The 22,643-nt window shown below is 37.0% G+C and carries 25 protein-coding genes; 4 read left to right on the top strand and 21 right to left on the bottom strand.

Annotated elements, in window-relative coordinates; all coding sequences use genetic code 11:
* Window positions 1-38: 38 nt before the first annotated feature.
* From rnc to VXN63_RS01555, 18 genes are all read right to left on the bottom strand, one after another.
* The gene (gene rnc / locus VXN63_RS01640) at window positions 39-737 is read right to left on the bottom strand and encodes a ribonuclease III (RefSeq protein ID WP_327756231.1); all 699 of its coding nucleotides are present in this window, start codon (window positions 735-737) and stop codon (window positions 39-41) included.
* Window positions 738-903: 166 nt separating this feature from the next.
* The gene (locus VXN63_RS01635) at window positions 904-2,847 is read right to left on the bottom strand and encodes a BglG family transcription antiterminator (RefSeq protein WP_327756230.1); all 1,944 of its coding nucleotides are present in this window, start codon (window positions 2,845-2,847) and stop codon (window positions 904-906) included.
* Window positions 2,848-2,959: 112 nt separating this feature from the next.
* A complete protein-coding gene (locus VXN63_RS01630) occupies window positions 2,960-4,345 on the bottom strand; it encodes a glycoside hydrolase family 1 protein (RefSeq protein ID WP_327756229.1) in 1,386 nt (461 codons plus the stop codon).
* Window positions 4,346-4,358: 13 nt separating this feature from the next.
* Entirely contained in the window at window positions 4,359-4,664 is a 306-nt protein-coding gene (locus VXN63_RS01625; protein ID WP_327756228.1) for a PTS lactose/cellobiose transporter subunit IIA, read from the bottom strand.
* An 84-nt stretch (window positions 4,665-4,748) separates the two neighbouring features.
* On the bottom strand, window positions 4,749-6,038 hold the full coding sequence (celB, locus tag VXN63_RS01620) for a PTS cellobiose transporter subunit IIC (protein WP_327756227.1): 1,290 nt from the start codon (window positions 6,036-6,038) through the stop codon (window positions 4,749-4,751).
* A 22-nt stretch (window positions 6,039-6,060) separates the two neighbouring features.
* Entirely contained in the window at window positions 6,061-6,372 is a 312-nt protein-coding gene (locus VXN63_RS01615; protein ID WP_327756226.1) for a PTS sugar transporter subunit IIB, read from the bottom strand.
* A 203-nt stretch (window positions 6,373-6,575) separates the two neighbouring features.
* Complete coding sequence (locus VXN63_RS01610; RefSeq protein WP_327756225.1) at window positions 6,576-8,171, bottom strand: complex I subunit 5 family protein; 1,596 nt, start codon at window positions 8,169-8,171, stop codon at window positions 6,576-6,578.
* Complete coding sequence (locus VXN63_RS01605; RefSeq protein ID WP_225743999.1) at window positions 8,171-8,521, bottom strand: sodium:proton antiporter; 351 nt, start codon at window positions 8,519-8,521, stop codon at window positions 8,171-8,173. The genes VXN63_RS01610 and VXN63_RS01605 overlap by 1 nt, the downstream gene beginning before the upstream one ends.
* 48 nt (window positions 8,522-8,569) lie before the next feature.
* Window positions 8,570-9,268 carry an MnhB domain-containing protein gene (locus VXN63_RS01600; RefSeq protein WP_327756224.1) on the bottom strand — a complete coding sequence of 233 codons (699 nt, stop codon included), beginning with the start codon at window positions 9,266-9,268 and terminating at the stop codon, window positions 8,570-8,572.
* On the bottom strand, window positions 9,252-9,815 hold the full coding sequence (locus VXN63_RS01595) for a Na(+)/H(+) antiporter subunit B (RefSeq protein ID WP_327756223.1): 564 nt from the start codon (window positions 9,813-9,815) through the stop codon (window positions 9,252-9,254). Before VXN63_RS01595 ends, VXN63_RS01600 begins: the two co-directional genes overlap by 17 nt.
* The gene (gene mnhG, locus VXN63_RS01590; RefSeq protein ID WP_327756222.1) at window positions 9,816-10,124 is read right to left on the bottom strand and encodes a monovalent cation/H(+) antiporter subunit G; all 309 of its coding nucleotides are present in this window, start codon (window positions 10,122-10,124) and stop codon (window positions 9,816-9,818) included.
* Window positions 10,124-10,384 carry a monovalent cation/H+ antiporter complex subunit F gene (locus tag VXN63_RS01585; protein ID WP_327756221.1) on the bottom strand — a complete coding sequence of 87 codons (261 nt, stop codon included), beginning with the start codon at window positions 10,382-10,384 and terminating at the stop codon, window positions 10,124-10,126. Before VXN63_RS01585 ends, mnhG begins: the two co-directional genes overlap by 1 nt.
* Entirely contained in the window at window positions 10,374-10,943 is a 570-nt protein-coding gene (locus VXN63_RS01580) for a Na+/H+ antiporter subunit E (RefSeq protein ID WP_327756220.1), read from the bottom strand. The genes VXN63_RS01585 and VXN63_RS01580 overlap by 11 nt, the downstream gene beginning before the upstream one ends.
* A gap of 150 nt (window positions 10,944-11,093) precedes the next feature.
* Window positions 11,094-12,362 (bottom strand): YcjF family protein, encoded by a 1,269-nt coding sequence (locus VXN63_RS01575; RefSeq protein WP_327756219.1) that lies wholly within the window; start codon window positions 12,360-12,362, stop codon window positions 11,094-11,096.
* A gap of 146 nt (window positions 12,363-12,508) precedes the next feature.
* Window positions 12,509-13,201, bottom strand: a complete 693-nt coding sequence (locus tag VXN63_RS01570; protein ID WP_327756218.1) for a YrrS family protein — start codon at window positions 13,199-13,201, stop codon at window positions 12,509-12,511.
* Window positions 13,202-13,363: 162 nt separating this feature from the next.
* Complete coding sequence (locus VXN63_RS01565) at window positions 13,364-14,503, bottom strand: zinc-dependent alcohol dehydrogenase (RefSeq protein WP_327756217.1); 1,140 nt, start codon at window positions 14,501-14,503, stop codon at window positions 13,364-13,366.
* Window positions 14,504-14,644: 141 nt separating this feature from the next.
* Entirely contained in the window at window positions 14,645-15,241 is a 597-nt protein-coding gene (locus tag VXN63_RS01560; protein ID WP_327756216.1) for an ECF transporter S component, read from the bottom strand.
* A gap of 30 nt (window positions 15,242-15,271) precedes the next feature.
* Complete coding sequence (locus tag VXN63_RS01555) at window positions 15,272-15,721, bottom strand: MarR family winged helix-turn-helix transcriptional regulator (RefSeq protein WP_327756215.1); 450 nt, start codon at window positions 15,719-15,721, stop codon at window positions 15,272-15,274.
* Window positions 15,722-15,892: 171 nt separating this feature from the next.
* Between VXN63_RS01555 and VXN63_RS01550 the strand changes: the two genes are divergently transcribed.
* Window positions 15,893-17,590 (top strand): NFACT RNA binding domain-containing protein, encoded by a 1,698-nt coding sequence (locus VXN63_RS01550; RefSeq protein ID WP_327756214.1) that lies wholly within the window; start codon window positions 15,893-15,895, stop codon window positions 17,588-17,590.
* A gap of 63 nt (window positions 17,591-17,653) precedes the next feature.
* On the opposite strand, the gene pyrR is transcribed toward VXN63_RS01550, so the two are convergent.
* The 3 genes from pyrR to lspA are packed head-to-tail and all read right to left on the bottom strand — an operon-like array spanning window position 17,654 to window position 19,607.
* Window positions 17,654-18,196: a bifunctional pyr operon transcriptional regulator/uracil phosphoribosyltransferase PyrR gene (gene pyrR / locus VXN63_RS01545; protein WP_327756213.1), complete on the bottom strand. Its 543-nt coding sequence runs from the start codon at window positions 18,194-18,196 to the stop codon at window positions 17,654-17,656.
* A gap of 29 nt (window positions 18,197-18,225) precedes the next feature.
* Window positions 18,226-19,131: an RluA family pseudouridine synthase gene (locus VXN63_RS01540; protein WP_327756212.1), complete on the bottom strand. Its 906-nt coding sequence runs from the start codon at window positions 19,129-19,131 to the stop codon at window positions 18,226-18,228.
* On the bottom strand, window positions 19,131-19,607 hold the full coding sequence (gene lspA / locus VXN63_RS01535; RefSeq protein WP_327756211.1) for a signal peptidase II: 477 nt from the start codon (window positions 19,605-19,607) through the stop codon (window positions 19,131-19,133). The genes VXN63_RS01540 and lspA overlap by 1 nt, the downstream gene beginning before the upstream one ends.
* A gap of 227 nt (window positions 19,608-19,834) precedes the next feature.
* Here lspA and VXN63_RS01530 point away from each other — a divergent pair, with 227 nt between their 5' ends.
* Genes VXN63_RS01530 through VXN63_RS01520 form a run of 3 tightly spaced genes read left to right on the top strand, consistent with a single transcriptional unit; the run spans window position 19,835 to window position 22,613 of the window.
* The gene (locus VXN63_RS01530; RefSeq protein ID WP_327756210.1) at window positions 19,835-20,479 is read left to right on the top strand and encodes a YkyA family protein; all 645 of its coding nucleotides are present in this window, start codon (window positions 19,835-19,837) and stop codon (window positions 20,477-20,479) included.
* Between the two features lie 14 nt (window positions 20,480-20,493).
* Window positions 20,494-21,366, top strand: coding sequence for a polysaccharide deacetylase family protein (locus VXN63_RS01525; protein ID WP_327756209.1), 873 nt, complete (start codon window positions 20,494-20,496; stop codon window positions 21,364-21,366).
* The gene (locus tag VXN63_RS01520) at window positions 21,366-22,613 is read left to right on the top strand and encodes a putative glycoside hydrolase (RefSeq protein WP_327756208.1); all 1,248 of its coding nucleotides are present in this window, start codon (window positions 21,366-21,368) and stop codon (window positions 22,611-22,613) included. Before VXN63_RS01525 ends, VXN63_RS01520 begins: the two co-directional genes overlap by 1 nt.
* Window positions 22,614-22,643: the final 30 nt, after the last annotated feature.

The following is a 22,643-nucleotide window of genomic DNA, read 5'->3' as shown; positions in this document are numbered from 1 at the left end:
GATATGAGAACGTTGAACTCACTGGTCTGATTTGGTTCTTACTGTTTTTTCTCTAGTGTCATCAATGCGACTCGTGCAGCTTCTTGTTCTGCACCTTTTTTAGAACGCCCTTTACCTGACCCTAAAGAATCGCCCTCTACAAATACTTCTACTACAAATTGACGGTCATGATCTGGTCCGATTTCTTCGATAACCTGATATACGATAGTAACCACACCATTTTTTTGAAGTAGTTCTTGCAAGGCCGTTTTGTGATCCATCCCATGAGAGAAAGCACCAGAATCTATTTTAGGAAATAATACTTTTTCCAAAAAACCCATGACAATGCTCATACCTTGGTCAATAAAAATTGCACCAACAAAGGCTTCAAATACGTCGCATAATAATGATGGACGTTTTCTACCATTCATGAGTTCTTCGCCTTTTCCTAAACGAAGAAATTGAGCAAGTTCACACTCTTTTGCCAGCATAGCCAGACTTTCAGCTCTGACGATGGCTGCACGCATACGAGTCAATTGTCCTTCAGGAAGCTCTGGAAATTTATTATATAAATATTCAGAAACGGTCAATTCAAGTACAGCGTCTCCTAAAAATTCTAGACGTTCCAAGTTTTTTAATGTTAACTCTCGATGATCATTCGCATAGGATGAATGAGTAAATGCTTCAATAAGAAGTTCTTTATCTTGAAATGTAATACCAAAACGATTTTCAACGTGTTGAATCAATTCTTTTGTCAAACTTCTTCACTCCTTTCTTTTGTTTATATACCTATAGTATACTGGAATAATGAATAAAAATAAACATTCAATCCAGTAATAGCGCTAATGTAAGGTCAGGTACTTTGAATCGTGAACTAAAAAAAGATACTTCCGAAAAAGTATCTTTAAACGAATGAACGTTTCTTCACGTATTTATTTGAATGGTTTCGATAAATTCAGCATAAGTTTCACACTGCAACAGTTTGCTCACGATTGAAGGTGTATTGACGATTTTACCTAATACGTCATATAAACGTTGTAAGTCTTCCAAACTGTCTTTTTCAACATTTAACAAACAGACAAACTGAACTTTTCGTTCTCCCCATTGAATCGGTTGTTTCAATGTGCAGAATGTCAAAAATGTTGTACTTGTCTGAGGCGTGATTGGATGTGGAATCGATACATAATTACCATAGGCAGTTGGTACGATTTCTTCTCGCTTTTCCAACTGTTCAATATAGTCTTCTGATAGAGCGTGCTTTTCTTTTAATTGGTCCATCAAAAATAAGAAAATCTCTTCTTTTGAACGAAAAGATTGATTCAAAAAAGTGTGCTCTTCGTCGATAAACGTCAAAGGATTAGAGTGATCACTCTTTATAAATTGCTTAATATTATTGAGATCTACCTGGCTTAAGATCGCATTGACTTCAAGTACTGGAACAGGTAAAGGCTCGTTGATTGGAACGGCACTGATAATAAAATCAATGTCCGGGTAAGGAATTTCTTTTAAACGATAGAGTTCAGTTGTTCCCAAAACTTCAATCTCTGAACGAAATTCCGATTTCAATTTGTACTGGATCAACTTGGAACTGCCTATGCCAGATGCACAGACAATATAACATTTTTTCAAAGAAAGATTTTCTTTTACTCTTTCTATCGCTGCTCCAAGATGTAAGGCAATATAAGCGACTTCATTTTCGTCGATTTCAACGGATAATGTCTGATTTATAACAGTAGCCGCTGTAATCCCCGCTTCAAAGGCCAACGGATAATGTGATTTTATATCTTCAAGCATAGGGTTACGAATATTCATATTGTATTTATACCGATTGATGGCTGGCTTCAAGTGCAAAGCCAAGCTGATTTTAAGTTCTCGGTCTTGAGTAAGCTGTAAACTCAATTCTTTTTGAATACGTTTAAGAATATCTTCTACTAATTGCAGAATTTCAGGATTCACTACTTGGTCGTTTGAGCCGTCTAAAGTCAGAGACGTATTCACTAGTTTAGTCCCAAGCAAATGAATTGCAATATAAGCGATTTCAATTTCTGGAAATGACACACCCAGCACTTCTTGAATTTGCATAATAATTTTCTGAGCGACTTCATATTCTTTCTGGGTTTGTATATCTGCTAGTTCTTGTTTAATGAGATTAACACTATATCCTTCTTTGATCCGTTTATAGGCAATCACAATGTGTACAAAAAGATTGTTTAAAGCAATATCTGAAAGGACAATTTTATTGACTTCGATCTGGTACAAAAGAATGATCCAAATATCGTTCAATGTCGTTTCATTCATTTCAGCAATAGCGCTGACTTGCTTTAATTGAATTAAATTAGGCCCGATTTCTCGGTGATCATAGAGATACTCTGAGATAGCAAACCGTCTATTCAGTTCCGTTCCTTGCAAAATCAAACCATAGTTCGGACGACTAATCACGGTAAGCGAATATCTTTCCAGCAAGGGCCTAATCGATTTGAGATCTGCTTGTAGCGTTGAACGACTGACATGAATCTGTTCACTAAGATCATCCAATTTTATCGGTTCATTGTTTCGAAGGATAAGATTTAAAAGGTATTTGATTCGCTCAATTGGCGTATCTGGAAGATCCAGATTTTGATTAAAGGTAGGATCTAATTCCTGAACATACTGGTCAAAGAGACGCTTATCTTTGACTACGAGTTCAAACCCCTTTCCTTTTAGAGCATAGATATAAGCACCAGATTGTTCTAGTTCATCATTCAATGCTTTTATATCTTTTCTAATTGTACGAGAAGAGACTTCAATCAGCGAAGCAAGTTGATCACTGGTCACTGGTTGATGAGCGGATGACAATTCTTTTAAGATTTTAAGCTGTCTTCTTCGCATCAATGTTCTCCTTTCTTTAGAAATAGTCGATAATAGGTCTCTCTTGATATCTTAGCATGATAAAAGCGCAGTAAGTCTTAATCACTACGCTTATCATTTCTTCAATTTAATTTTATTGGTTAAAACCATTCTTCTCAGACACTTCAGCATACCAAGAGGCGCTTTTTTTAGCCGTTCTTTTCTGTGTTTTTAGATCAACAGAATAGAAACCATAGCGGTTTTTGTAGGCATTCATCCAAGACCAGTTATCCATGAATGTCCATAGATGATACCCTTTTACATTACAGCCTTCTTCGATTGATCGATGCAACCATTTCAAATGTTCTTTTATAAAATCAATTCTGTAGTCATCTTCGATGCGCCCATCTACAAGGAACCTTTCCTCATCTTGAACGCCCATCCCGTTTTCAGAAATAAAGGATTCGATATTACCGTAATTTTCTTTTAAGTTGATCATAATATCATAGATGCCTTTTTCGTAAATTTCCCATCCACGATAAATATTCATTTTTCTACCAGGCATTTCATAATAGTCAAAGAACCAGTCTGGCATAAATGGACTATCTGGATGCGGTTGAGTATCTCTAGCTTTGACCCTTCTAGGCTGATAGTAATTCACGCCTAGTAAATCCACTATATTTTCTTTAAGTAAGGATTTGTCTCCTTCTTCTTTTTCAGGTAACTGACCGTACTCTGAAAGTAGATCAATCAAATCTTGAGGATACTCACCTTTAACAGCTGGGTCTAAAAAGCTTCGATTAAAGAACAAGTCACAGTAGTGAGAAGCTTTTAAATCTGCCGGATTTTGACTTCTTGGATAAGAAGGCGTTAAATTCAAAACGATTCCGATTTGACCGTCATATTTTTCATGGTAAAGTTTCACGGCTCTAGCGTGAGCAATCATTGTATTGTATCCAACTTGAACAGCTTTTTTTGCATCTACGATATTAGGATAATGAAAATCGTATAAGTAGCCGCCTTCTACAGGAACAACAGGCTCATTAAATGTAAACCATTTTTTTACACGATCGCCAAATAACTCAAAAGCTTTGTCCGCATATTCAGCATAAGCTTCAATGACTTCTCGATTTTCCCAACCACCAATTTCTTGGAGTTCTAAAGGCATATCGAAATGGAACAAATTCACAAAAGGTTCGACGTCATTATCGATCAGTTCATCAATGACTTGAGAGTAAAATTCTACTGCTTCAGGATTTACCTCACCTCGTCCACCAGGGATGAGTCTCGCCCATGAAATGGATAGTCTAAAACTATTATGATGAATTTTTTTCATGTTTGCAATATCTTCTTTGAAGCGATGATAAAAATCAGAAGTCACTTCAGGGCCGACATTCTCAAAAAAGCGGTTAGGTTCTTCTTCGTACCATTTGTCCCAGATATTCTTGCCTTTTGTTCCGTTTTCTCCACCTTCTGTTTGTGTTGAAGAAGCGGCACTCCCCCACCAGAAGTTTTCTGGAAATTGATAATCTAATGACATATCGATATTCTCCTTATCTTGTTCTATAAATTTCAACGATTTCAGTAGCTAAATCACGAACGGTCATGGCCGTCATTAAATGATCTTGCGAGTGTACTAAGATAATATTTAGTTGCTGTTGTTCTCCACGTGCTTCGTTTTGAAGCAAAGTCGTTTGGTGTTGATGTGCTTTTCCTAATTCTTCACCGGCTTCTTTCAACTTCTTGTCTGCTTCTTCAAAGTTGCCTTCTTTTGCTTCCTGTATAGCTTCCATTGCGCTTGATTTACCATTACCTGCAAACAAGATAATTTGAAACGCAACCTCTGTCATTGGATCCATCTTATTGACCTCCATAAAACTAAAAGGAAAGCGAATGTCTAAGACATCCGTTTTCCTTTATGCAATTTTCTATTAAAAAATTATTTACGCAGTAGCTTGAACACTTTGTTCTTCACGGTAATACTGGTTGTCTAGCACTTTAAGGAAAGGTAACCAGATTACGAACACGATAGCCATATTGATCAGTTGCATAACAGCGCCCATAATATTATTACCTGTAGCGAGATAACCACTCAGCAAGGCTGGTGTAGTCCAAGGGACAATTAGTCCGGCTGGTTTAGGTGCAAAACCTAGATCCATAGCAAAATACGTTACGATTGCTACAATAACGGGTGCAAGTAACCAAGGGATAATGACAAGTGGATTCATAATGATTGGAAGACCGAAAATAACGGGCTCATTAACATTAAAGATTCCAGCAGGTCCACCTAGTTTACCTAGTTCTCGAAGCTGACGACTTTTTGTTACTACAAAGATTGCAGCGATAACAGCTAAAGTCATACCAGAACCACCAATACCTACAATAAAGGTATCCATAAATTGTTTTGTTACAATATTTGGTAATGGTTCGCCTGCTTGGAATGCAGAAAGGTTTTGCTCATTTAATGAATACCAAATTGGATCAAATACAGAGTTGATAATGATTTGTCCGTGTAATCCAAAGAACCAAAATACTTGGATCAATAGTACAGCAATGATGGTTGCGGGTAGCCCACTACCGAGTGCTGTAAGCGGTTGTTGAATTAAAGTATATATGAAGTTCTGAACCGTTTCAAATGCTGTGAAACTAAAGGCAATACGGATGAGTAAAAAGATTGATAATGTTAAAGTAATGGGAATCAAGGCACTAAATGATCTTGAAACCGCATCTGGAACCCCAGCCGGCATTTTAATCGTAAGATTTTTACGAACAAACAACTGATATAATTCAGCGGAAATAAATGCTGTAAAGATACCTAAAAACATTCCTTCTGCTCCTAATGCAGAAGTTGGAATAACTCCAGCTGTTTCTTCTAAAATTTGAGGTGTTAGCACTAAAAATGATGCTAAAGCAACGACTCCACCATAGATGGCTTCTCCTCCGCGCTGTTCCACCATTTTGAAACCAATACCGATGATAACGAATAGGCCCATTATACTCAGCGTTGCAGCTGATGCTGGTCCTAATGCATTTTGATAAGTTGCGTAAGCTTCTTCACCAATAAGTCTGTCTAAGAACGGCAAGTTAGCAATAACAACGAAAATTGATCCAAAAATGATCAACGGTAACGCTACCATAAAACCGTTACGTAAAGCTGTTAAGTAACGGTTATTGTTAAGCTTATCGGCAATGGGTAAAAGAATATCTTCTAATACACTCATAAATTTATTCATATTGTTCCTCCTGTTTCTATCATTATCCTTGTTCGATCAAGTCGAAAGCTTTGTTCAGTACAGCAGCACCATCAACTCTACCATATGCTACTGGATCAATAACGTCTAATGGAATCCCTACTTTTTCAGCAGTAACTGCAAATTTCTTTTTCATGAAACGCATTTGTGGTCCAATCAGTAATACATCTGCTTCTTCCATGTCGTGTTCAGCTTTATCTTGAGCAACTGCCCAGATTTTCACTTCTTCTCCACGTTTTGCTGCTTCTTCTTCCATTTTTGTTACAAGTAAACTTGTAGACATTCCCGAAGAACAAGCTAGTAATATTTTCTTCATGTTTTGTTCCTCCTTTCCTTTTGTTTTTCTTGATAGCCTTATCATATGTTAATAACGCTTTCATTTCCACCTAGTTAAGTTCCGTTTAGAAGAGGAACTTTACTGTTTTGGTAATAAGTATTTTCCGTATTCACCAAAAGAAGTCATTTAATTATAAAAAGTCCACTACTAGACAAATGACCCAGTAGCAGACTTGATTTGAATTAGTACAGAAAGTTCAAGTACACAACGAGTAAAATGAAATAACCGACCATAGCGGTTATCGTCGCATTAAAGGTCAATTCAAGATGCCCAATTCTCGTTAGGATACCTCCGTGCTTGATAATCCCATTATAAAATCCGATACCGGCAATGATCATTAAAACGTATACGATTCCTTTTTGAATGTACTCTTCAGGATTGACATGGACTTCAAAATTAAAGAGGAATTCAGATAACCGTTCTCCAAATATACCAGTGATTAATGAAGCAACACCCATAAATAAAGAGGCAGACAAAGCGAAAATATCAATTTTTGCGCGCCCCTCTTTAGGATTTTTACCAAACAGCATCGTAGCATACTTAATAAAAGACATGGTCGTTCCCAGATTGACAATATTGAGTAGAATCGTTGTTGAGTAATCATACGTACCGTGAGCAATCATATACTTTGAGATGCTACCATTAAAAAATGGAGCTCCAGTAATGCCTAACATGGCTAAAGCTGTAGCGATAGCGACCAGAGGCATTCGTTTGAACAACCCTCTGATCTGATAGACATCTCGGGTATCATACTCATCGTAAATCAATCCAGCAGTTAAAAATAATGTCGATTTAAAAATAGCATGATTGAAGATATGATAGACTGCTCCCCAAAACGCAATCTCTGAAGCCATGTTCAGCCCCATCATAATCAACCCAACTTGAGAAACGGTGTGATAAGCGAGAATTAATTTGATATCATGCTGCCCTAGTGCCATCACAAATCCAACCGTTGACGTAATAAAACCGATCCAGAAAAAGAATTCGTGCATATCGATAGCTGAAGCATACATATTTGAGAAGCGTATAAACAAATAGACGCCGCTTTTTATGTAAAGACCAGATAATATAGCTGAAACGACAGGTGGTGCACTCGGTGTCCCATGTGCTTTTGGAAGCCAGCTGAATAAGGGCGTTACGGCTGTTTTTAGCGATACAGTAGTCATCATAAAAGCGTAAGGTAAAATGACTGATTTAGGATCTTCGATTTGACTCATCGCTTCTTGGATCATTCGAATATCTAACATACCAAAAGTCCTATAAATCATGGCGATGCCAAATAGTAAAAAAGCTGTTCCAATTACATTGACAAAAAAGTATATCATACCGTCATAAATCGCCTGTTTTTCTTTATTGATCATAATTAGTATAGAAACAACAACGGTTGAGACTTCCAAAAAGACGAAAATATTGAACAAGTCACTGGAAAGGAATAACCCCATCATCAAGCCTTCTAATACCATAAACATAAAATAAAACAGTGGTTTAAAATACGTTTGTCTAATGGCATAAACTAAAAAGGCAAAGTAAAAAATAGCTGTAAACAAGACCATTACACTAGAAATTGGATCAGCATAGAGACTGAGTGCAACCCCATCTGGATATCCCCCAGCGTTCCACAGTAAAGCCCCAGAGCTATTCACTGTAAAAAATACATAGAACGCGTAAAGTCCAAAAAGAAACTGGAATACTAGTAACAATACTGTAGCAATCTTTTTATTTACTACATAAGCCAATAGCCCAAAAATAATCGGTGCTAATACTAAACTATATAACATCAATGGTCACTTCCTTGCTGCGCTCGTTTTCTAGTCCAATGCGTGATACCATGTTTTTGCTTATAATGCATAAACATCGTTAAGCCAATCGCTGTAACACCGATACCAATAACAATCGCCGTTATCATGAGTGCTGAAGGAACAGGATCCGCAAAAGAGGCTTCTTGAGCCTGACCAATCGGAGGAACACTATTGGTTGAATAATTAATGGTGATAAAAAACAAAAAGACACCTGACTCCATGATTGACATGGACATAATGGTTTTTGCAATAGATTTTTTTGTCATCAGTCCATATAAGCCTATGAAGAATAATAAGATACCGACAATCTCTCCATTGATAAACTCCAAATCTTTCAACTTCTTTCTTTAGCAAGATTCTGTTCTATAAATAAGCCGTTATTGGTTTTCGTAAAAAACAAATCGGTAAAAAATAATACTTAATCCAGAAAATACCTTAAACCCTATTAGTAAATTCAACGTAATCAGATAGATTTGGTCCATCAAGATACTATCAGATGGTCCTAATTCCATAAAAATGTATAAGATAGGCAGTAAAAGAATACAAAAGAACAAAAGCTTCTCTAGTCGTTCAAGGATATCTAAGTTCAAATCAAAATTTGGGTATACTAGATAACGAGTAATCAACGCAGTCGCTAAAATCGCCCCTCCTTGAAATCCTCCGCCTGGAGATACGTGACCATTTATAATGGTGTATAAACCAATCAATAGTACAAATGGATAAATCATTCCCATCATACGTGTAATAATTTCTGAATTGTTTTTCTTTTGAAGATTATTTTCTTCGTACTGATATTTTTCTGAATGAATGTTTGACCATGAGACATTAATGACTTCAATTACGGACACGACAAGCATCAATGCTTCGAAAAGCGTATCAAACACCCTGTAATTCAAATAAATCGCCCCGACGGCATTTTGTGCCCCAGTTTGAGCATAAAAGTCAGCTGTTAAATAATCCATCAACGGCGTATCGAGCTTCACAGAGTAACTAGAAAACGTAAAAATAACGACCATAGCACCGACTAAAGCAAAAAGAACTCTAACTATGCGAAGTGTTTTATTCGATTGCATCATCTGACAGCACCTCGTCCCTGAAAACGACTCTGATTTCTTCTATGTTATCAATGGTTTCATTCATGTTTGCAATGATATCTTGAAAAATAAGGTCTGATGCTTTTCCATAAAAATATGTCAGATGGTCTTTTTTATAGATAATAAAGTCGTGGTGATCTTCTTCTATAATAGACTCAAGGGAATGATTAGAATAAGCAATTTGTGGTTCAATTTCTTCTGTTCTTTCAAGAAAAAGTTCCAAAGGCTTGATAATGGTATTTGAGATACTGTTTATTTGATCATCATTTATTTGGTCAGCATGTTCGTCGATGTAAATAATAGAATAGACGGCTATTTTTTTGAGGGCTACCAGGTACATAATGGTTGACAAACCGACGCCTATGGCAGCCTCTGCCAAGGCTACGTCTGGTGCATTATAATAAAGATAGGTCAAAGCCATGGTCAAGGAAAAGGCACCTAGAAATACGATGGATCTTCTTAAGTTATCTGAGAGTACGGATATACAAGCTAAGACTAGTAGTATGCACATTAATATAGGTTCGATCATCTACATTCTCTCTTTCTTTATTCTATAACCGCTCAAATGAGCAGAACGAGTAACGGCATGTGTCGCTAAAGGGTTTGTTATCAGATACATGACGAGTACTACAAGGATCTTTCCACTAAAAATGCTGAACCCGTTTTTAATCATCAGACCAAACATGACGGTTATGAAGCCAACCGTATCGACTTTTGCTGTAATCAATATTCGCAAAAAGAAATCATTAAATCTATAAATTCCAAATACACCCAAAGCCATGAAAATTACACCAATGACCATCAGAGTATTCCCGACCCATTCAAGTGCTATTCCCATTAAATATCCCCTCTTCTCTCTATCGTCCTCGCAATCATAATTGTTCCGATAAAGCCTAAAACGCCATAGATGATTGCGACATCTATAATATATGTACGACGAATAATCACCCCAATGAGCACAGCCATTATGATGATTTTTGACGAAAACACTGAAAAGCCAAGCATTCTGTCCCAAATTGTAGGACCAAGTAGTACACGAATGAGTCCTAAGATCGATAACAATAAAACGATCAGCATAATAACCGAATCAAATGTCATTGGGTTCTCCTTTCTTGTTGTTTGAACTGGAATTTTTTCGAGAAGCCTTTTCTTCATACTTCATCAATATTTTTTCAATTTCAAGTGGAATAATGCTTCTTAAATCCTCATCTTTTTCAGGTGGATTCAATACTAAAATTTTTAAGCTACTGCCTTTTTTATCGATCGTAACCGTACCAGGAGTCAAGGTGATGGCATTGGCTAGAAGATCAATGAGTAACTCTTCTTTAAGAATAGTCTCACAAGTGATTATCTGTGCTTCTCCTTGGCCTTTCAAAATATTTGGAATAACCCGCATACCTGCAATAAAGATTTCTAAGATAAGTTGTAAGATAAAATGAATCAGCGTTCCTAAACCGATCAAATAATCGAATTCATAATTCCCTTTTAAAAGGAACTGATCAGTGAAGAGAATAATGATTGAAGATACGAGCAAGCCGGCACTTATCGTAAGAATAGAAAAGGACTCAAAAAAGATAATCCATATAAATGTAAGGATGATCACAATTTCTTTATTTTGAATCACTTCTTTAATAGACTTTTTCAGTTTACTAGTCAAATTGAAAGACCTCCTTCACCTTGCTGACTTTGAGAGTAAGTGTATAACGGTTTCATCTGATTCGATTGTAGCATTTAAAAGGAGGAAATCACAATTAGAAACAAAGTAGATCGAATAAAAAAGGCATCTGAAAACAGATACCTTTCATTCTTATTTTTTTCTAGAAAACCTTTTTACGGTATTTTTTATTGTAGGGACCACTTTTTTGTAAAAAGGAACCTTTTGATCTTCATCGTTGTTCAATAAATGCTCATAATCAGAAGTATCAGTAGTACGATCAAACTCAAGCTCTTTCTTGTTAATTTTCTTACCTTTCATATGAATGTTTTTCTTGAACTGCTTACGCATTAGGTTTTCTATAAAAGAAAGATTGACTGTTTCGCCATTCATTTCTTTGAAGGCCATTACGCTCAAAACTTCAATATAACTTGCTGCTAAAGCACTTGTCACGATAGAAGCCGTGGTTCCACTAATGACGCCTCCAATTACGGTACCCGCTCCTGGAATGAACTTCAATGCATTTCCAACGATGGATTTACCTAAAAACGTGGCCGAACCTGTTCCTCCAACTGCGGCAATGATTGAAACGATAGAAGATTTGTCTAATGAAATTCCAAAAATAGCTGTAATATGTGCTAATAAAGTAATCTGCATTGGTACAAGCACTGAGGCATCTGAAAAAGGAATAGGAATAAATCCAATTCCAAAACTAGATGCAACATATCGAGTAGCCCAGCGTCTAGCGTTTTTTGCTTTGCGTTCAATGTCTGCTTGCTGGGCGTTCGTAAAAGCCTTTTGTGCATCTTCAGGAATGACTTCAAGCGATTTACTCACAAGCTCTTTTAAACCGAATGCTGGTATCGTATAGTCATCGGAGATTACATATGCTTCAGACATAACGGTTTGAATACCCGCAACTGGTAGATTCATATTTTCAAGGTAACGTTTAAAGTCTTCAGCTGGCTGTCCTAAAGCCTGAGTGAGCACAAGAATAACCGGAATATTTTCTGAGATGTCTTTGATTAACTCAAGTTCCATATCTTCGATACGAGAAGAAGTCGCTTGAATACAATAATAAACGACATGGATAGCATCTTTAGAGTGTTTATTTTGATCAATTAAATCGAGCATCTCTTTTTTAACGCGCTGCTGAATGGTCTGTTCTAGCTCTAATCCACGTGTATCGTATAAAACAATCGGAATACCATTTTTGGATATTTTTCTAAGGTGTTTCGTTACAGGTTTCCCAATCCCCGTATCAGCTAATTTTTCTCTGAAAATGTTGTTGATCAGTGTGCTTTTACCTACACCTGTTTTACCTGCAATCAGTATATTGACAGGATTCATGTTTTCAATTTCTTTTTCTGTCTTATCTAAAATTTCTTGGATTACATTCAATCTATCGTTTGGTAGCTTCATACCGTACCTCCTACTAATAAATGTTCTGTTAATAGTTTAACATGAACTTTAAAAAAAGAGGAAAGACAACGAATTAGAACTAAAATACAAATAGACGACATCTTCAGCTCATATCGGAGCTAAAAATGCCGTCAAATTTTTTGGTGCTATTGATATTCTGACGGTACAGCAGTTAATTTTTCTACCCTAGTCGGTTGCCAACCTTCTTCTTCAACAAATTGAAGAAAGACTCTGTAAACTTCTGATTGATCATTTGTAGATGCTGTAACAGTTACTTGGCTTGGCCCGTTTCCTCCGACCCACCATTCAGTCATGTTGCCAGCAGATAATCCTGTAACGGATCTGACGGCTTCATTGATTTCTGTACGGTCTTGAGAACCTGTACTAAAGTCAGTTGTATGTTCACCGGTCTGGCTTGTACCTATCGGAGACCAGTTTCCTGTAGAAGCTTCCTCTACGAGAGGATCATCCGATTCCGCTTCTTCGACATCTGCCGTTTCAGAATCTTCTTCGGTGACTTCTTCGTTTTCTTGTTCTGGTTGCTCAGCATCCGTGTTAGGATCTTCTACTTCTTCTGAATCTGTCGGTTCTTCTCCTTCATCTCCAGACTCAGCATTATTATCTGAGACGAGTTCAGGGTTTGTTTGCGGTGGATCCGCCAGGTTGTTGTCTCCATTTCTAGGAACGAAAAAAATATAAGCTACGATAGCAATTAAGATAGCTAGCAATACTGCAACAACAATATAGTAATACTTATCATACGAGCTTTTTGGTTGCTCTTCTCCATCAGTTCTCGTCTTTCTTTCAACTCTTGATTTGTTTGAACGATTTTGTTTCATAATTGAATCTCTCCTTTTAGTGCCATCGGTCTATGATGACTAGTTTATCATATAGAGATTTCAAAATTGAGTAAATAACGTAACAAGCTTACAACAAAAACACACCTTCAAGAAAATTTAACTTTCTTGAAGGTGTGTTTCTTTTATAAAAACGATTGAATGTTAAGGTTTTAAAACGACTTTTATATTATTGTCTTCTTTTTTATCAAATATTTCGTATCCTCTTGCTGCATCTTCTAAAGGCATCGTATGAGTAATGATATCACTAGGATCAAATTCATTGTTTTTGATCATTTCATATAGTTTAGGCATTAGATGAGGTACAGGCGTTTGACCAGATTTTAGTGTAACATTTCTAGCAAAGATATGATTGATTGGGAAATTAGCAGCAGGTGTCAAGTAAACACCAGTCAGCATAATCGTTCCAAATTTTTTCACGGCCATACTAGCCATTTCAATCGGACTAGTGGTTCCTTTTTGAGGTGTAATCAGATTAGTGACTTTTTCTAGTTTACGTTGTTTTCCGTCCATACCAACGCAATCAATGACTACATCTGCCCCACCATGTGTCATATCTTTTAAAGCCATGCCTGGAATATCGACTTCTTCAAAGTTGAGTGTTTCAACACCGATTTTTTTGGCTGAATATTCTAGACGATGTTTTACTCTATCTACAGCAATTACTCGTTTTGCACCTTTCATTTTCGCGAAACGCTGTGCCAACAGTCCAACTGGACCTGAACCGAGAACAATCACAGTGTCTCCTGGTTTGACTCCGGCATGTTCTACACTCCAATAAGCTGTAGGTACAATATCTGAAAGAAATAAAACTTTTTCATCAGCTATATGATTGTCAGGTACTTTGAAAGACGTTTGATCAGCATAAGGAACGCGTAAAAATTCTGCTTGCCCACCCGGATAATCTCCGTTTAATTTACCAAATCCAAATAATCCGCCATAATCTGTTTCTGGATTACGATTGGATTCATCACATTGGCTTTCCATATCGTTTTCGCAGAAATGACAATGCCCACAACTAACATTAAATGGAACAACGATTCTGTCGCCTACTTTTAAGTTTTTTACATCAGGACCTACTTCTTCTACAATGCCCATAGGTTCATGTCCAACCACATAGTCATCATTCAGAACCATATTACCATTGTGATAAAGGTGTAAATCTGAACCACAAATGGCTGTTGCTGTTACACGGATAATCGCATCCGTCGGTTCTTGAATCTTTGGATCGGGAACAGTCGTCACCGTCATTTTTTCTTTACCTTGATAAGTTACTGCGCGCATTAAGCATTCTCCTCTTTTCAAAGTTAATTACCTCTATAATTTAGCATGTTCGTAACCTAAGGTGTAATAAAACGCTTGTATTGTTAAAAAAAGACCTATTTAGACTACAATGAGTCTAAATAGGTTTAGAATAAAATTCAATTAATGGCGTAATTTTTTTAAAGGAGCTGCTACAAGAGGTGCTACTATTCCCGCTAAAATAGCTTCAGCAATACCGCTTGTTCCAACAATGACGAGTAAGACATTGGCCAGGCTACTGAAATCTACACTGGTTGCCTCGGCATAACGTTCACCGTAGAAAAGATAAATAAAGAGCAAAACAAAAATAGTGTTCGTAAAAGCCCCAGCGATCGAAGCGATTGACATAGATAGTTTGCTTTTATTAGGAAAATATTTTTTCATTAGATTGAAGGTTATCCCCGTAAAAAGACCAATTAGTATGCGGGGAAGTAATGCAATCAACGGATTTGTCCACAACCATAAATCTAGAGGTGTAGCAGGAACGGTATAGGCACGAAGCATTCTAGTAAGCCCCCAAACGCCTCCAATAATCATTCCATCTTTGGTTCCAAGCACTAATGTTGCTACAATAACGGTAATATGAATAATGGTTGGATTTAAAGGTGGGATAGGAATATTTCCTAAAAAAGGTACAAAATTTTGAATGAGTATAATGGCTGTCAAGATACCCAAAATAGCTATTCGATGTGGATTAGACTTTTTTCTACCTAAAGACATTGATTTTCCTCTTTTCTATTAGTAAGACAGTTAGATCATCTTACTATTTTTAAGACCGTTTGTCATACTTCTATTTAATCTACCTAATAAAACCGATAAAAGATGTTTTTCTTCCTCAGTCCATCCAGCTAACATTCCTGAAAACTGTTCTTTAAAAGTCTGGTTATATGTGGAATAAATCCCTTTAGCATCTTCTGCTAAGGCAAAATAGGCATAACGCTTATCTTCTCCGGTAGTTTTAATGACAAGTTCTTTTTTCACTAGATTATTCATCTGTCTACTGATTGTCGATTTGTCCAACTGACTTTTTTCAGTTATAGATTTTAGCGTGGCTTTTTCTTCTCCTAGAATATCAATTAAATTCAAAGCAGAAGCAGAAATTTGATGCTCGCTTAGAATATCTTGAGTCATTGACTTATACAAGGTCTGTAATTCTGAGAGTTTCATTAACAACTCGTTTGTATCAACTTCATGCGGCATATAATCGCTCTCTTCCTATAATGATTTCATTTTGAAACAAAGTATTTGTACAAGACAACTATACCATTTAGACTCACTTTGAGCAAAGCTTTATCCATTACTTTGATGGTACTGATTCTTTATAAATGCTATACTGGTTTAGAGTCTCACGAAGAAAGGAGACATATTAACATGTCATTTGATGGACTATTTACACACGCTATGGTCGAAGAATTAAAACAAGAACTTTTAGGGGGACGAGTTGCTAAGATACAGCAGCCCTACGAAAACGAAATTCTTTTCAAAATTCGTTCAAGAAGAAAAAATAAACAGCTATTATTATCAGCTCATCCGCAGTATGCGAGAATGCAACTCACAGAAATCCCTTTCGAAAACCCTTCTGTACCGCCGCAATTTTGTATGGTGATGAGAAAGTATTTGGATGGTGCGATTCTAGAGGATATCGTTCAATTAGAAAATGATCGTGTGATTGAATTCTCTTTTAGTAATCGTAATGAATTAGGTGATATACAAAATCTCGTCTTAATTGTTGAAATTATGGGTCGACATAGTAATATTCTGCTTGTTAACAAACAAGAAGAAAAAATTTACGAAACGATTCGTCATATTTCTCCTAGTCAAAACACTTATCGTTCGCTACTTCCTGGAGGAACGTATATTGAAGCACCAAGACAGGACAAAGCGAATCCCTTCACTTATGAATCTGCCCTACCAATTGCAGCAGTGTCTTTTAAAGATAAAGTGAAATGGATTCAAGATACTTTTCAAGGTATGGGAAGAGATTCCGCAGAAGAGCTCGCTCATCAAGTTGAAGATCACCCTGACGATGCTCCGACGGCAGTATTCGCAAAGTTCATGGCACCGTATAAGATGAATCAACTGTCCCCTACTTTAACTATCAATAATAGAAAAGAACAATTTTCAGCAGTAGAGTATCCTTCTCTTCCAGGAGAAAAAGAGTCATACGCTACGCTGAGTGAACTAGCCGACCGTTACTTTGGAAACAAAGCAGAGCGAGACAGAGTTCAGCAACAAGCGAATGATTTGTTTGGTCTTGTTAAAACAGAAACCGACAGGAACCGCAAAAAGCTGGTGAAACTTGAAAAAGAATTTCAACAAACACAAAAAGCAGATCAGTATAGAATTAAAGGAGAAGTTTTAACAGCTTACTTGCATGAAATTCAGCAAGGAATGGAGTCTGTTGACTTAGACAACTTCTATGAAGAGAATCAGAAAATTACGATTGATCTAGACCCTAGAAAATCACCATCTAAAAACGCGCAAGCCTATTTCTCTAGGTATCAAAAATTGAGAAATGCCATTGCTCATTTAAATGGACAAATTGCTCAAACAAAAGCAGAAATCCATTATCTGGAGTCTGTACTAACTCAAATGGAAGTGGCCTCTCCTAAAGACATTGAAGAAATTAGGGATGAACTTCAAAGTGGTGGCTATATTAAAAAGAAACGCAAACCACTTAAAGGTAAGAAAAAACCGGCGTCAGAACCGGACCAATTTGTTTCAAGTGATGGGACAACGATTCTTGTTGGTAAAAATAATCTACAAAATGACCAATTAACTCTGAAAATTGCTCGTAAAACGGACTGGTGGTTACACACAAAAGATATCCCTGGCTCTCACGTGATTATTAGAAGCGATGCGCCTTCGGAGCAAACATTAGAAGAAGCGGCAACAATTGCGGCCTATTTCAGTAAGTACCGCCTATCTGCTTCTGTACCGGTAGATGCGGTACAAGTCAAACACGTCAAAAAACCAAATGGTGCAAAACCCGGTTTCGTAATTTATGAAGGGCAGACCACTTACTACGTTACTCCGACTGATGATATAATTAAAGCTTTAAGAAAATAAAAAAACATGCTTGACTTGTATTCGCTGGTTATAAAACCAGTTCCAAGTCAGGCATGTTTTTTGTTACGGTTTGATAATCTCTACCGCATTTTTTTGATCGACTTCTTCTACAGAAACTTTGACTTGTTCTTTAAGAGAAGTAGGAATGTTTTTTCCAATGAAGTCTGCTTTGATTGGAATCTCTCTGTGTCCCCTATCAATCAGAGAAGCCACAAGAATTTTTTTAGGTCTCCCTAGATCCATTACAGCATCCATCGCTGCTCTGATCGTGCGACCAGTAAAAATCACATCGTCTACAAGAACGACAACCTGGTCTTTGACGGATACTGAAAAGTGCTGTCCCTTTACCTCTGGATCACCAACTTCATCTGGGAAGTGTCTATCGTCTCGATAAAGTGTAATATCCAGTTCTTCTACGGGTATCGCCTTTTCTTCAATCTGTTCGATTCTTTCAGCGATTCGATTTGCAATATGAATTCCTCTTGTCTTGATTCCAGCTAAAATAAGATTTTCTGTCCCCTTGTTCATTTCGATGATTTCATAGGAGATTCGAGTGAGTGCACGTTGCATAGCCATTTCATCTAATATCGTGATCGTTTTAGACATCTTATCATCCTTTCATTAAAATTACAGGTTTATTGTTTTCTTAAAATATCTAGATTTTCTTCAAAAATTTCTGGTATTGGAGTGGAGAAATGCATTTCCTTCCCTGTTGTCGGGTGTGTGAAACCTAATGTTTCTGCATGAAGGAACTGTCCATTTCCTTTAAGTGTCTTACGAGGACCATAAAGTGGATCACCTGCCATGGGATGTTCAATATAATGCATGTGCACTCTAATTTGATGTGTTCTACCCGTCTCAAGAATCAACCTTACCAAAGTGAATTTTTCAAAACGTTCAATGACTTCAAAGTGTGTCACTGATGGTTTGCCATTATCTACTACCGCATATCGTTTACGGTTACTCGTATCACGGCCGATAGGGGCATCAATGGTTCCTTTTTCGTGGTGAATCGTACCATGTACAAGTGCAACATACTCTCTTTGAGCTTTTTTATCCTTAAGTTGTGCAGATAATTTTTCGTGAGCTTGGTCATTTTTTGCGACCATTAATAATCCCGATGTGTCTTTATCAATACGGTGAACGATTCCCGGACGAATTTTTCCGTTGATTCCAGACAAGTCTTTTACATGATACAAAAGTGCATTCACTAACGTACCAGAACTGTGACCTATAGAAGGGTGAACGACCATTCCTTGAGGTTTGTTCACAACAACAACATCTTGATCTTCATAAACGATTTCGATATCAATGTTTTCAGGCTGAGCATTAATTTCAACTGGAGCCGGGATAAGGACTTCAATTTCATCTCCTGGTTGAATCTTGTAATTTGCCTTAGACGGTTCATCATTGACAGTTATGCTACCTTCTTTAATCAATGTTTGAATCTGAGACCTAGAGACTTCAGGTAATTTTTCTGTCAGATATTTGTCTAGACGGTCATTAGACTGACCACCTGTAAATGAGTATTGTTCTTCCATTATTTATCAACTGCTTTCTTTTGTTTGAAGGTTTTAATTTCGTCTAGTATCAAGTATAAAATCATCAGTCCGACACCAAACGTTAAGGACATGTCTGCTACATTGAAAATGGGGAATTGAACAAATTCCAGTCTGAACATATCCACTACATATTGGTTCAGCACCCTATCGATTAAATTTCCAATAGCTCCTGCCAGCAATAGTGTTAGAGCTGAAGAAAACAATAAGCTCTGACGCCCCTGGGTGTGTAAGTAATAACCAATTACACCAATCACGATAAGCGTGACAATAATAAAGAACCACATTTGACCTTCCAAAATACTCCAGGCTGCACCTGAATTTTGATGGTAGGTAAAAGAAAGAACGTTTGGTATGGCGGTTACTGTTTCATACAAAGATATGTTTTGTACGGTTAGATATTTCACCAGCTGATCTATTCCTACTATGATCGCTGCTATCACGTAATAAATAATCATGTCGACCTCTTTTCTAATAAATAATACTTTATAATTGTACCTTATTTACGGCATAAAAAACACTCGAAATGAAACCTTTTATGGAGTGTTTGCATAGTGTGATGGATATTCTTCCTTAATTTATATGGCATTTTCTTTTTAAGAATCAATTATTTTTGTTATACTCGTTTAGTGCCCCGTTTTTTGAATGGGTTAAAGAACGAATATACTTAAAGGAGATTCATGAAATGACGAAGAAAACATATGCTTTAGCCGGTCTAGGACTGACCACACTACTACTAGCAAGTTGTAGTGGAGATAACGTTGAGGAAATACAGTCAGCTGTAGGTGAAATTGATCAAATACATGGAAATATTGTAGATGAGATGAATGGCTTGAGCGAAGAAGAAATGAATCTTCAAACAACATTTGATGAAGCCTTAGCGTCAGACGATCAAATGTCTACATTTGCAGATGGTTCAGCGCCTGTTTTTGAAAATATCACTTCAAGAAGAGATCGTATCGAAACAATCAGTAGTCTACGAGAAGATTTTGAATCTCAAGAAGAAATTATAGCAGATTATGATGGAGAGAGTCTTTCTGGCGAAGAACTGAGTGGATTGAACGCTAAAATTGACGAATTTTCCGGACAATTAGAAAGCTTTACATCTAACTATGAAACTTCTCTGACTGCTCAAGAAGACTATTTCACTTCTATAGGAAGCGAAGATGCAACGTATGATACCTTCTCCAATGGCATCACAGAATTAAACGAACAGACTGCAGCTAATAAAGAAGAATTGGTTCAACTGGATGGTTCGTTAGTAGAAGTAAAAGATCATATTACACAGGTTCAAGAAATGATTCAGTCCACAATGGCTGAAAACGAATAAGGAGTAAACTAACTATGAAAAGTTCTAACTATGCTTTTTTACTAGCTTCTGCCCTTCTATTAGCCTCTTGTGGAGATCAAAATGAAGCGACAGAAGCTGAAGACCAAAACACTTCTACTGAAGTAACTGATTCTGCAGACTCAACGACTGAACAAGTTGAAGAAGATACTAGTTCCGAAACAGATGAAGAAGTTGTTGAGGAAGAGCCCGAAGAAGAAACTGCTACCTTTGAATATGAAGTGAATTCTGGAATTTATACGATACAACCGATTGAAGGATCAGAAGCTAATAATCAAGTCGCTTTACTGACGTATGATGATGCTCCTGACAAATATGCACTAGATATCGCGAAAACTTTAGAAGAACATGATGCGCATGCGATATTTTTTGTCAATGGAATGTATCTTGAAAACGATGAAGGAAAAGACATGTTGAAAGAGATTCACGATATGGGATTTGAAATTGGGAATCATACACAAACCCACGCTAGTCTTCCAAGCATCAGTGAAGAAAAACAATATGAAGAGATTGTTACAACTAGTGACATGATTGAAGAAATCACTGGAGAAAGACCAAGATTCTTCAGAGCGCCTTTTGGACAGAATACAGATTACTCCGCTGATCTTGCTCGCGAGCAAGGCATGGAATTGATGAACTGGACCTATGGGTATGATTGGGAATCAGACTATATGAATGCTGATGCCTTATCAGATATTATGGTCAATACAAATCTACTTGTTCCTGGAGCAAATTTATTGATGCACGACCGTGAGTGGACTTTGGAAGCTACACCATCAATTATTGAAGGATTAAGAGAAAAGGATTACGAAATCGTAGACCCTGCCCTCATCAAATCCGTTGAAAATGAAAGTGAGGATGCAGAATAATGAACTGGAAAAAGAAATTAACTTTAGGTGCTGCTAGTCTAATGACGTTGAGTCTTACGGCAAAAACGGTTTTAGCTGATGGTACAGATGACGTAAATGATATTACTGCTGAAACGGAAACAATTGAAACGACATACTTGAATGTAACAACAAATCCTATTTTGACAGTACCAACGCAATTCCCAAGCCAATTCAAATATGATAGCGGAGTAAATATTGAATATCCCGCAGATGGCGTTAAAGGAATTTTTGTAACAGGCTACTCTGCCGCTGGTGAAAAGATGAATAGTTTAGTCAATATGCTAAACGATACTTCTTTAAATGCAATGGTTGTAGATGTTAAAGATGACCATGGTAATATGATGATGGAACTAGATTCAGATAATGAATTAATAACTGAATCTACACAAAATGTAGTTGATCCAACTCAATTAATGGAAACAATGGAAGAAAACGAAATATATCCTATTGCTCGTATTGTTGTTTTCAAAGATACGCAACTGGCTACAAGCCGACCAGATCTTTCTTTCTTAGATGCCAATGGTGAAGTCTGGAAAAATGGACGTGGCGAAAGTTTTGTTAATCCATACGAACGTGAAGTTTGGGAATACAATGTTGAAGTTGCCAAACAAGCAGCTAAATTAGGATTTAAAGATATTCAGTTTGATTATGTCCGTTTCCCAGAAGGATTCGAGAATCGTGATGAAGAGTTGACCTACTCTCGTGGTGAGTATGCTGAAAGTGATCTTGATAACGTGAAGCAACGAGTTGATGCTGTTACAGAATTTGTGGCTTACGCTAAGAAAGAACTTCAAGGATATGATGTAGATGTTTCAGTAGATATCTTTGGTTACGCAGCAACTCAAGAAGAAACTCCAGGAATCGGTCAGAATTTCTCTAGAATCTCAGCAAACGTGGATGTCATTTCTTCAATGATTTATCCAAGTCACTGGGGTGTTGGATCACTGGGTATTTCTAGACCAGATTTAGAACCTTACCAACTTGTATCTAACTACATGGAATATGAAAATGAAGTGCTTGGTGCACTTGGAGAAGACGCTCCAGTATCTAGACCATGGCTTCAGGATTTCACTGCTTCATATCTTGGTTCAGGATTCTATAAAAATTATGGCGCACGTGAAGTAGAAGATCAAATCCGTGCTTTAAATGAACATGGTGTAAATGAATTCCTATTATGGAATGCAGGTAACAACTATTCAGAAAATGCTCAATACAACTTCGAATAAGTCTAAACACATAAAAAGCGAAGTCCCGAA

It is taken from the genome of Marinilactibacillus sp. XAAS-LB27, from assembly GCF_036039175.1.
Taxonomy (GTDB): domain Bacteria; phylum Bacillota; class Bacilli; order Lactobacillales; family Carnobacteriaceae_A; genus Marinilactibacillus.
Note: the sequence above shows the minus strand (reverse complement) of the source record. Positions and strands in the feature narration are given on the sequence as shown.

Bases quoted from the DNA above. Each gene is read 5' to 3' on its own strand.
- VXN63_RS01635 (WP_327756230.1), bottom strand. From the start codon at position 2,847: ATGCGAAGAAGACAGCTTAAAATCTTAAAAGAATTGTCATCCGCTCAT.
- VXN63_RS01630 (WP_327756229.1), bottom strand. From the start codon at position 4,345: ATGTCATTAGATTATCAATTTCCAGAAAACTTCTGGTGGGGGAGTGCC.
- VXN63_RS01625 (WP_327756228.1), bottom strand. From the start codon at position 4,664: ATGGATCCAATGACAGAGGTTGCGTTTCAAATTATCTTGTTTGCAGGT.
- celB (WP_327756227.1), bottom strand. From the start codon at position 6,038: ATGAATAAATTTATGAGTGTATTAGAAGATATTCTTTTACCCATTGCC.
- VXN63_RS01615 (WP_327756226.1), bottom strand. From the start codon at position 6,372: ATGAAGAAAATATTACTAGCTTGTTCTTCGGGAATGTCTACAAGTTTA.
- VXN63_RS01610 (WP_327756225.1), bottom strand. From the start codon at position 8,171: ATGTTATATAGTTTAGTATTAGCACCGATTATTTTTGGGCTATTGGCT.
- VXN63_RS01600 (WP_327756224.1), bottom strand. From the start codon at position 9,268: ATGATGCAATCGAATAAAACACTTCGCATAGTTAGAGTTCTTTTTGCT.
- VXN63_RS01595 (WP_327756223.1), bottom strand. From the start codon at position 9,815: ATGATCGAACCTATATTAATGTGCATACTACTAGTCTTAGCTTGTATA.
- mnhG (WP_327756222.1), bottom strand. From the start codon at position 10,124: ATGGGAATAGCACTTGAATGGGTCGGGAATACTCTGATGGTCATTGGT.
- VXN63_RS01585 (WP_327756221.1), bottom strand. From the start codon at position 10,384: ATGACATTTGATTCGGTTATTATGCTGATCGTTTTATTGTTATCGATC.
- VXN63_RS01575 (WP_327756219.1), bottom strand. From the start codon at position 12,362: ATGAAGCTACCAAACGATAGATTGAATGTAATCCAAGAAATTTTAGAT.
- VXN63_RS01570 (WP_327756218.1), bottom strand. From the start codon at position 13,201: ATGAAACAAAATCGTTCAAACAAATCAAGAGTTGAAAGAAAGACGAGA.
- VXN63_RS01565 (WP_327756217.1), bottom strand. From the start codon at position 14,503: ATGCGCGCAGTAACTTATCAAGGTAAAGAAAAAATGACGGTGACGACT.
- VXN63_RS01560 (WP_327756216.1), bottom strand. From the start codon at position 15,241: ATGTCTTTAGGTAGAAAAAAGTCTAATCCACATCGAATAGCTATTTTG.
- VXN63_RS01555 (WP_327756215.1), bottom strand. From the start codon at position 15,721: ATGCCGCATGAAGTTGATACAAACGAGTTGTTAATGAAACTCTCAGAA.
- VXN63_RS01550 (WP_327756214.1), top strand. From the start codon at position 15,893: ATGTCATTTGATGGACTATTTACACACGCTATGGTCGAAGAATTAAAA.
- pyrR (WP_327756213.1), bottom strand. From the start codon at position 18,196: ATGTCTAAAACGATCACGATATTAGATGAAATGGCTATGCAACGTGCA.
- VXN63_RS01540 (WP_327756212.1), bottom strand. From the start codon at position 19,131: ATGGAAGAACAATACTCATTTACAGGTGGTCAGTCTAATGACCGTCTA.
- lspA (WP_327756211.1), bottom strand. From the start codon at position 19,607: ATGATTATTTATTACGTGATAGCAGCGATCATAGTAGGAATAGATCAG.
- VXN63_RS01530 (WP_327756210.1), top strand. From the start codon at position 19,835: ATGACGAAGAAAACATATGCTTTAGCCGGTCTAGGACTGACCACACTA.
- VXN63_RS01525 (WP_327756209.1), top strand. From the start codon at position 20,494: ATGAAAAGTTCTAACTATGCTTTTTTACTAGCTTCTGCCCTTCTATTA.
- VXN63_RS01520 (WP_327756208.1), top strand. From the start codon at position 21,366: ATGAACTGGAAAAAGAAATTAACTTTAGGTGCTGCTAGTCTAATGACG.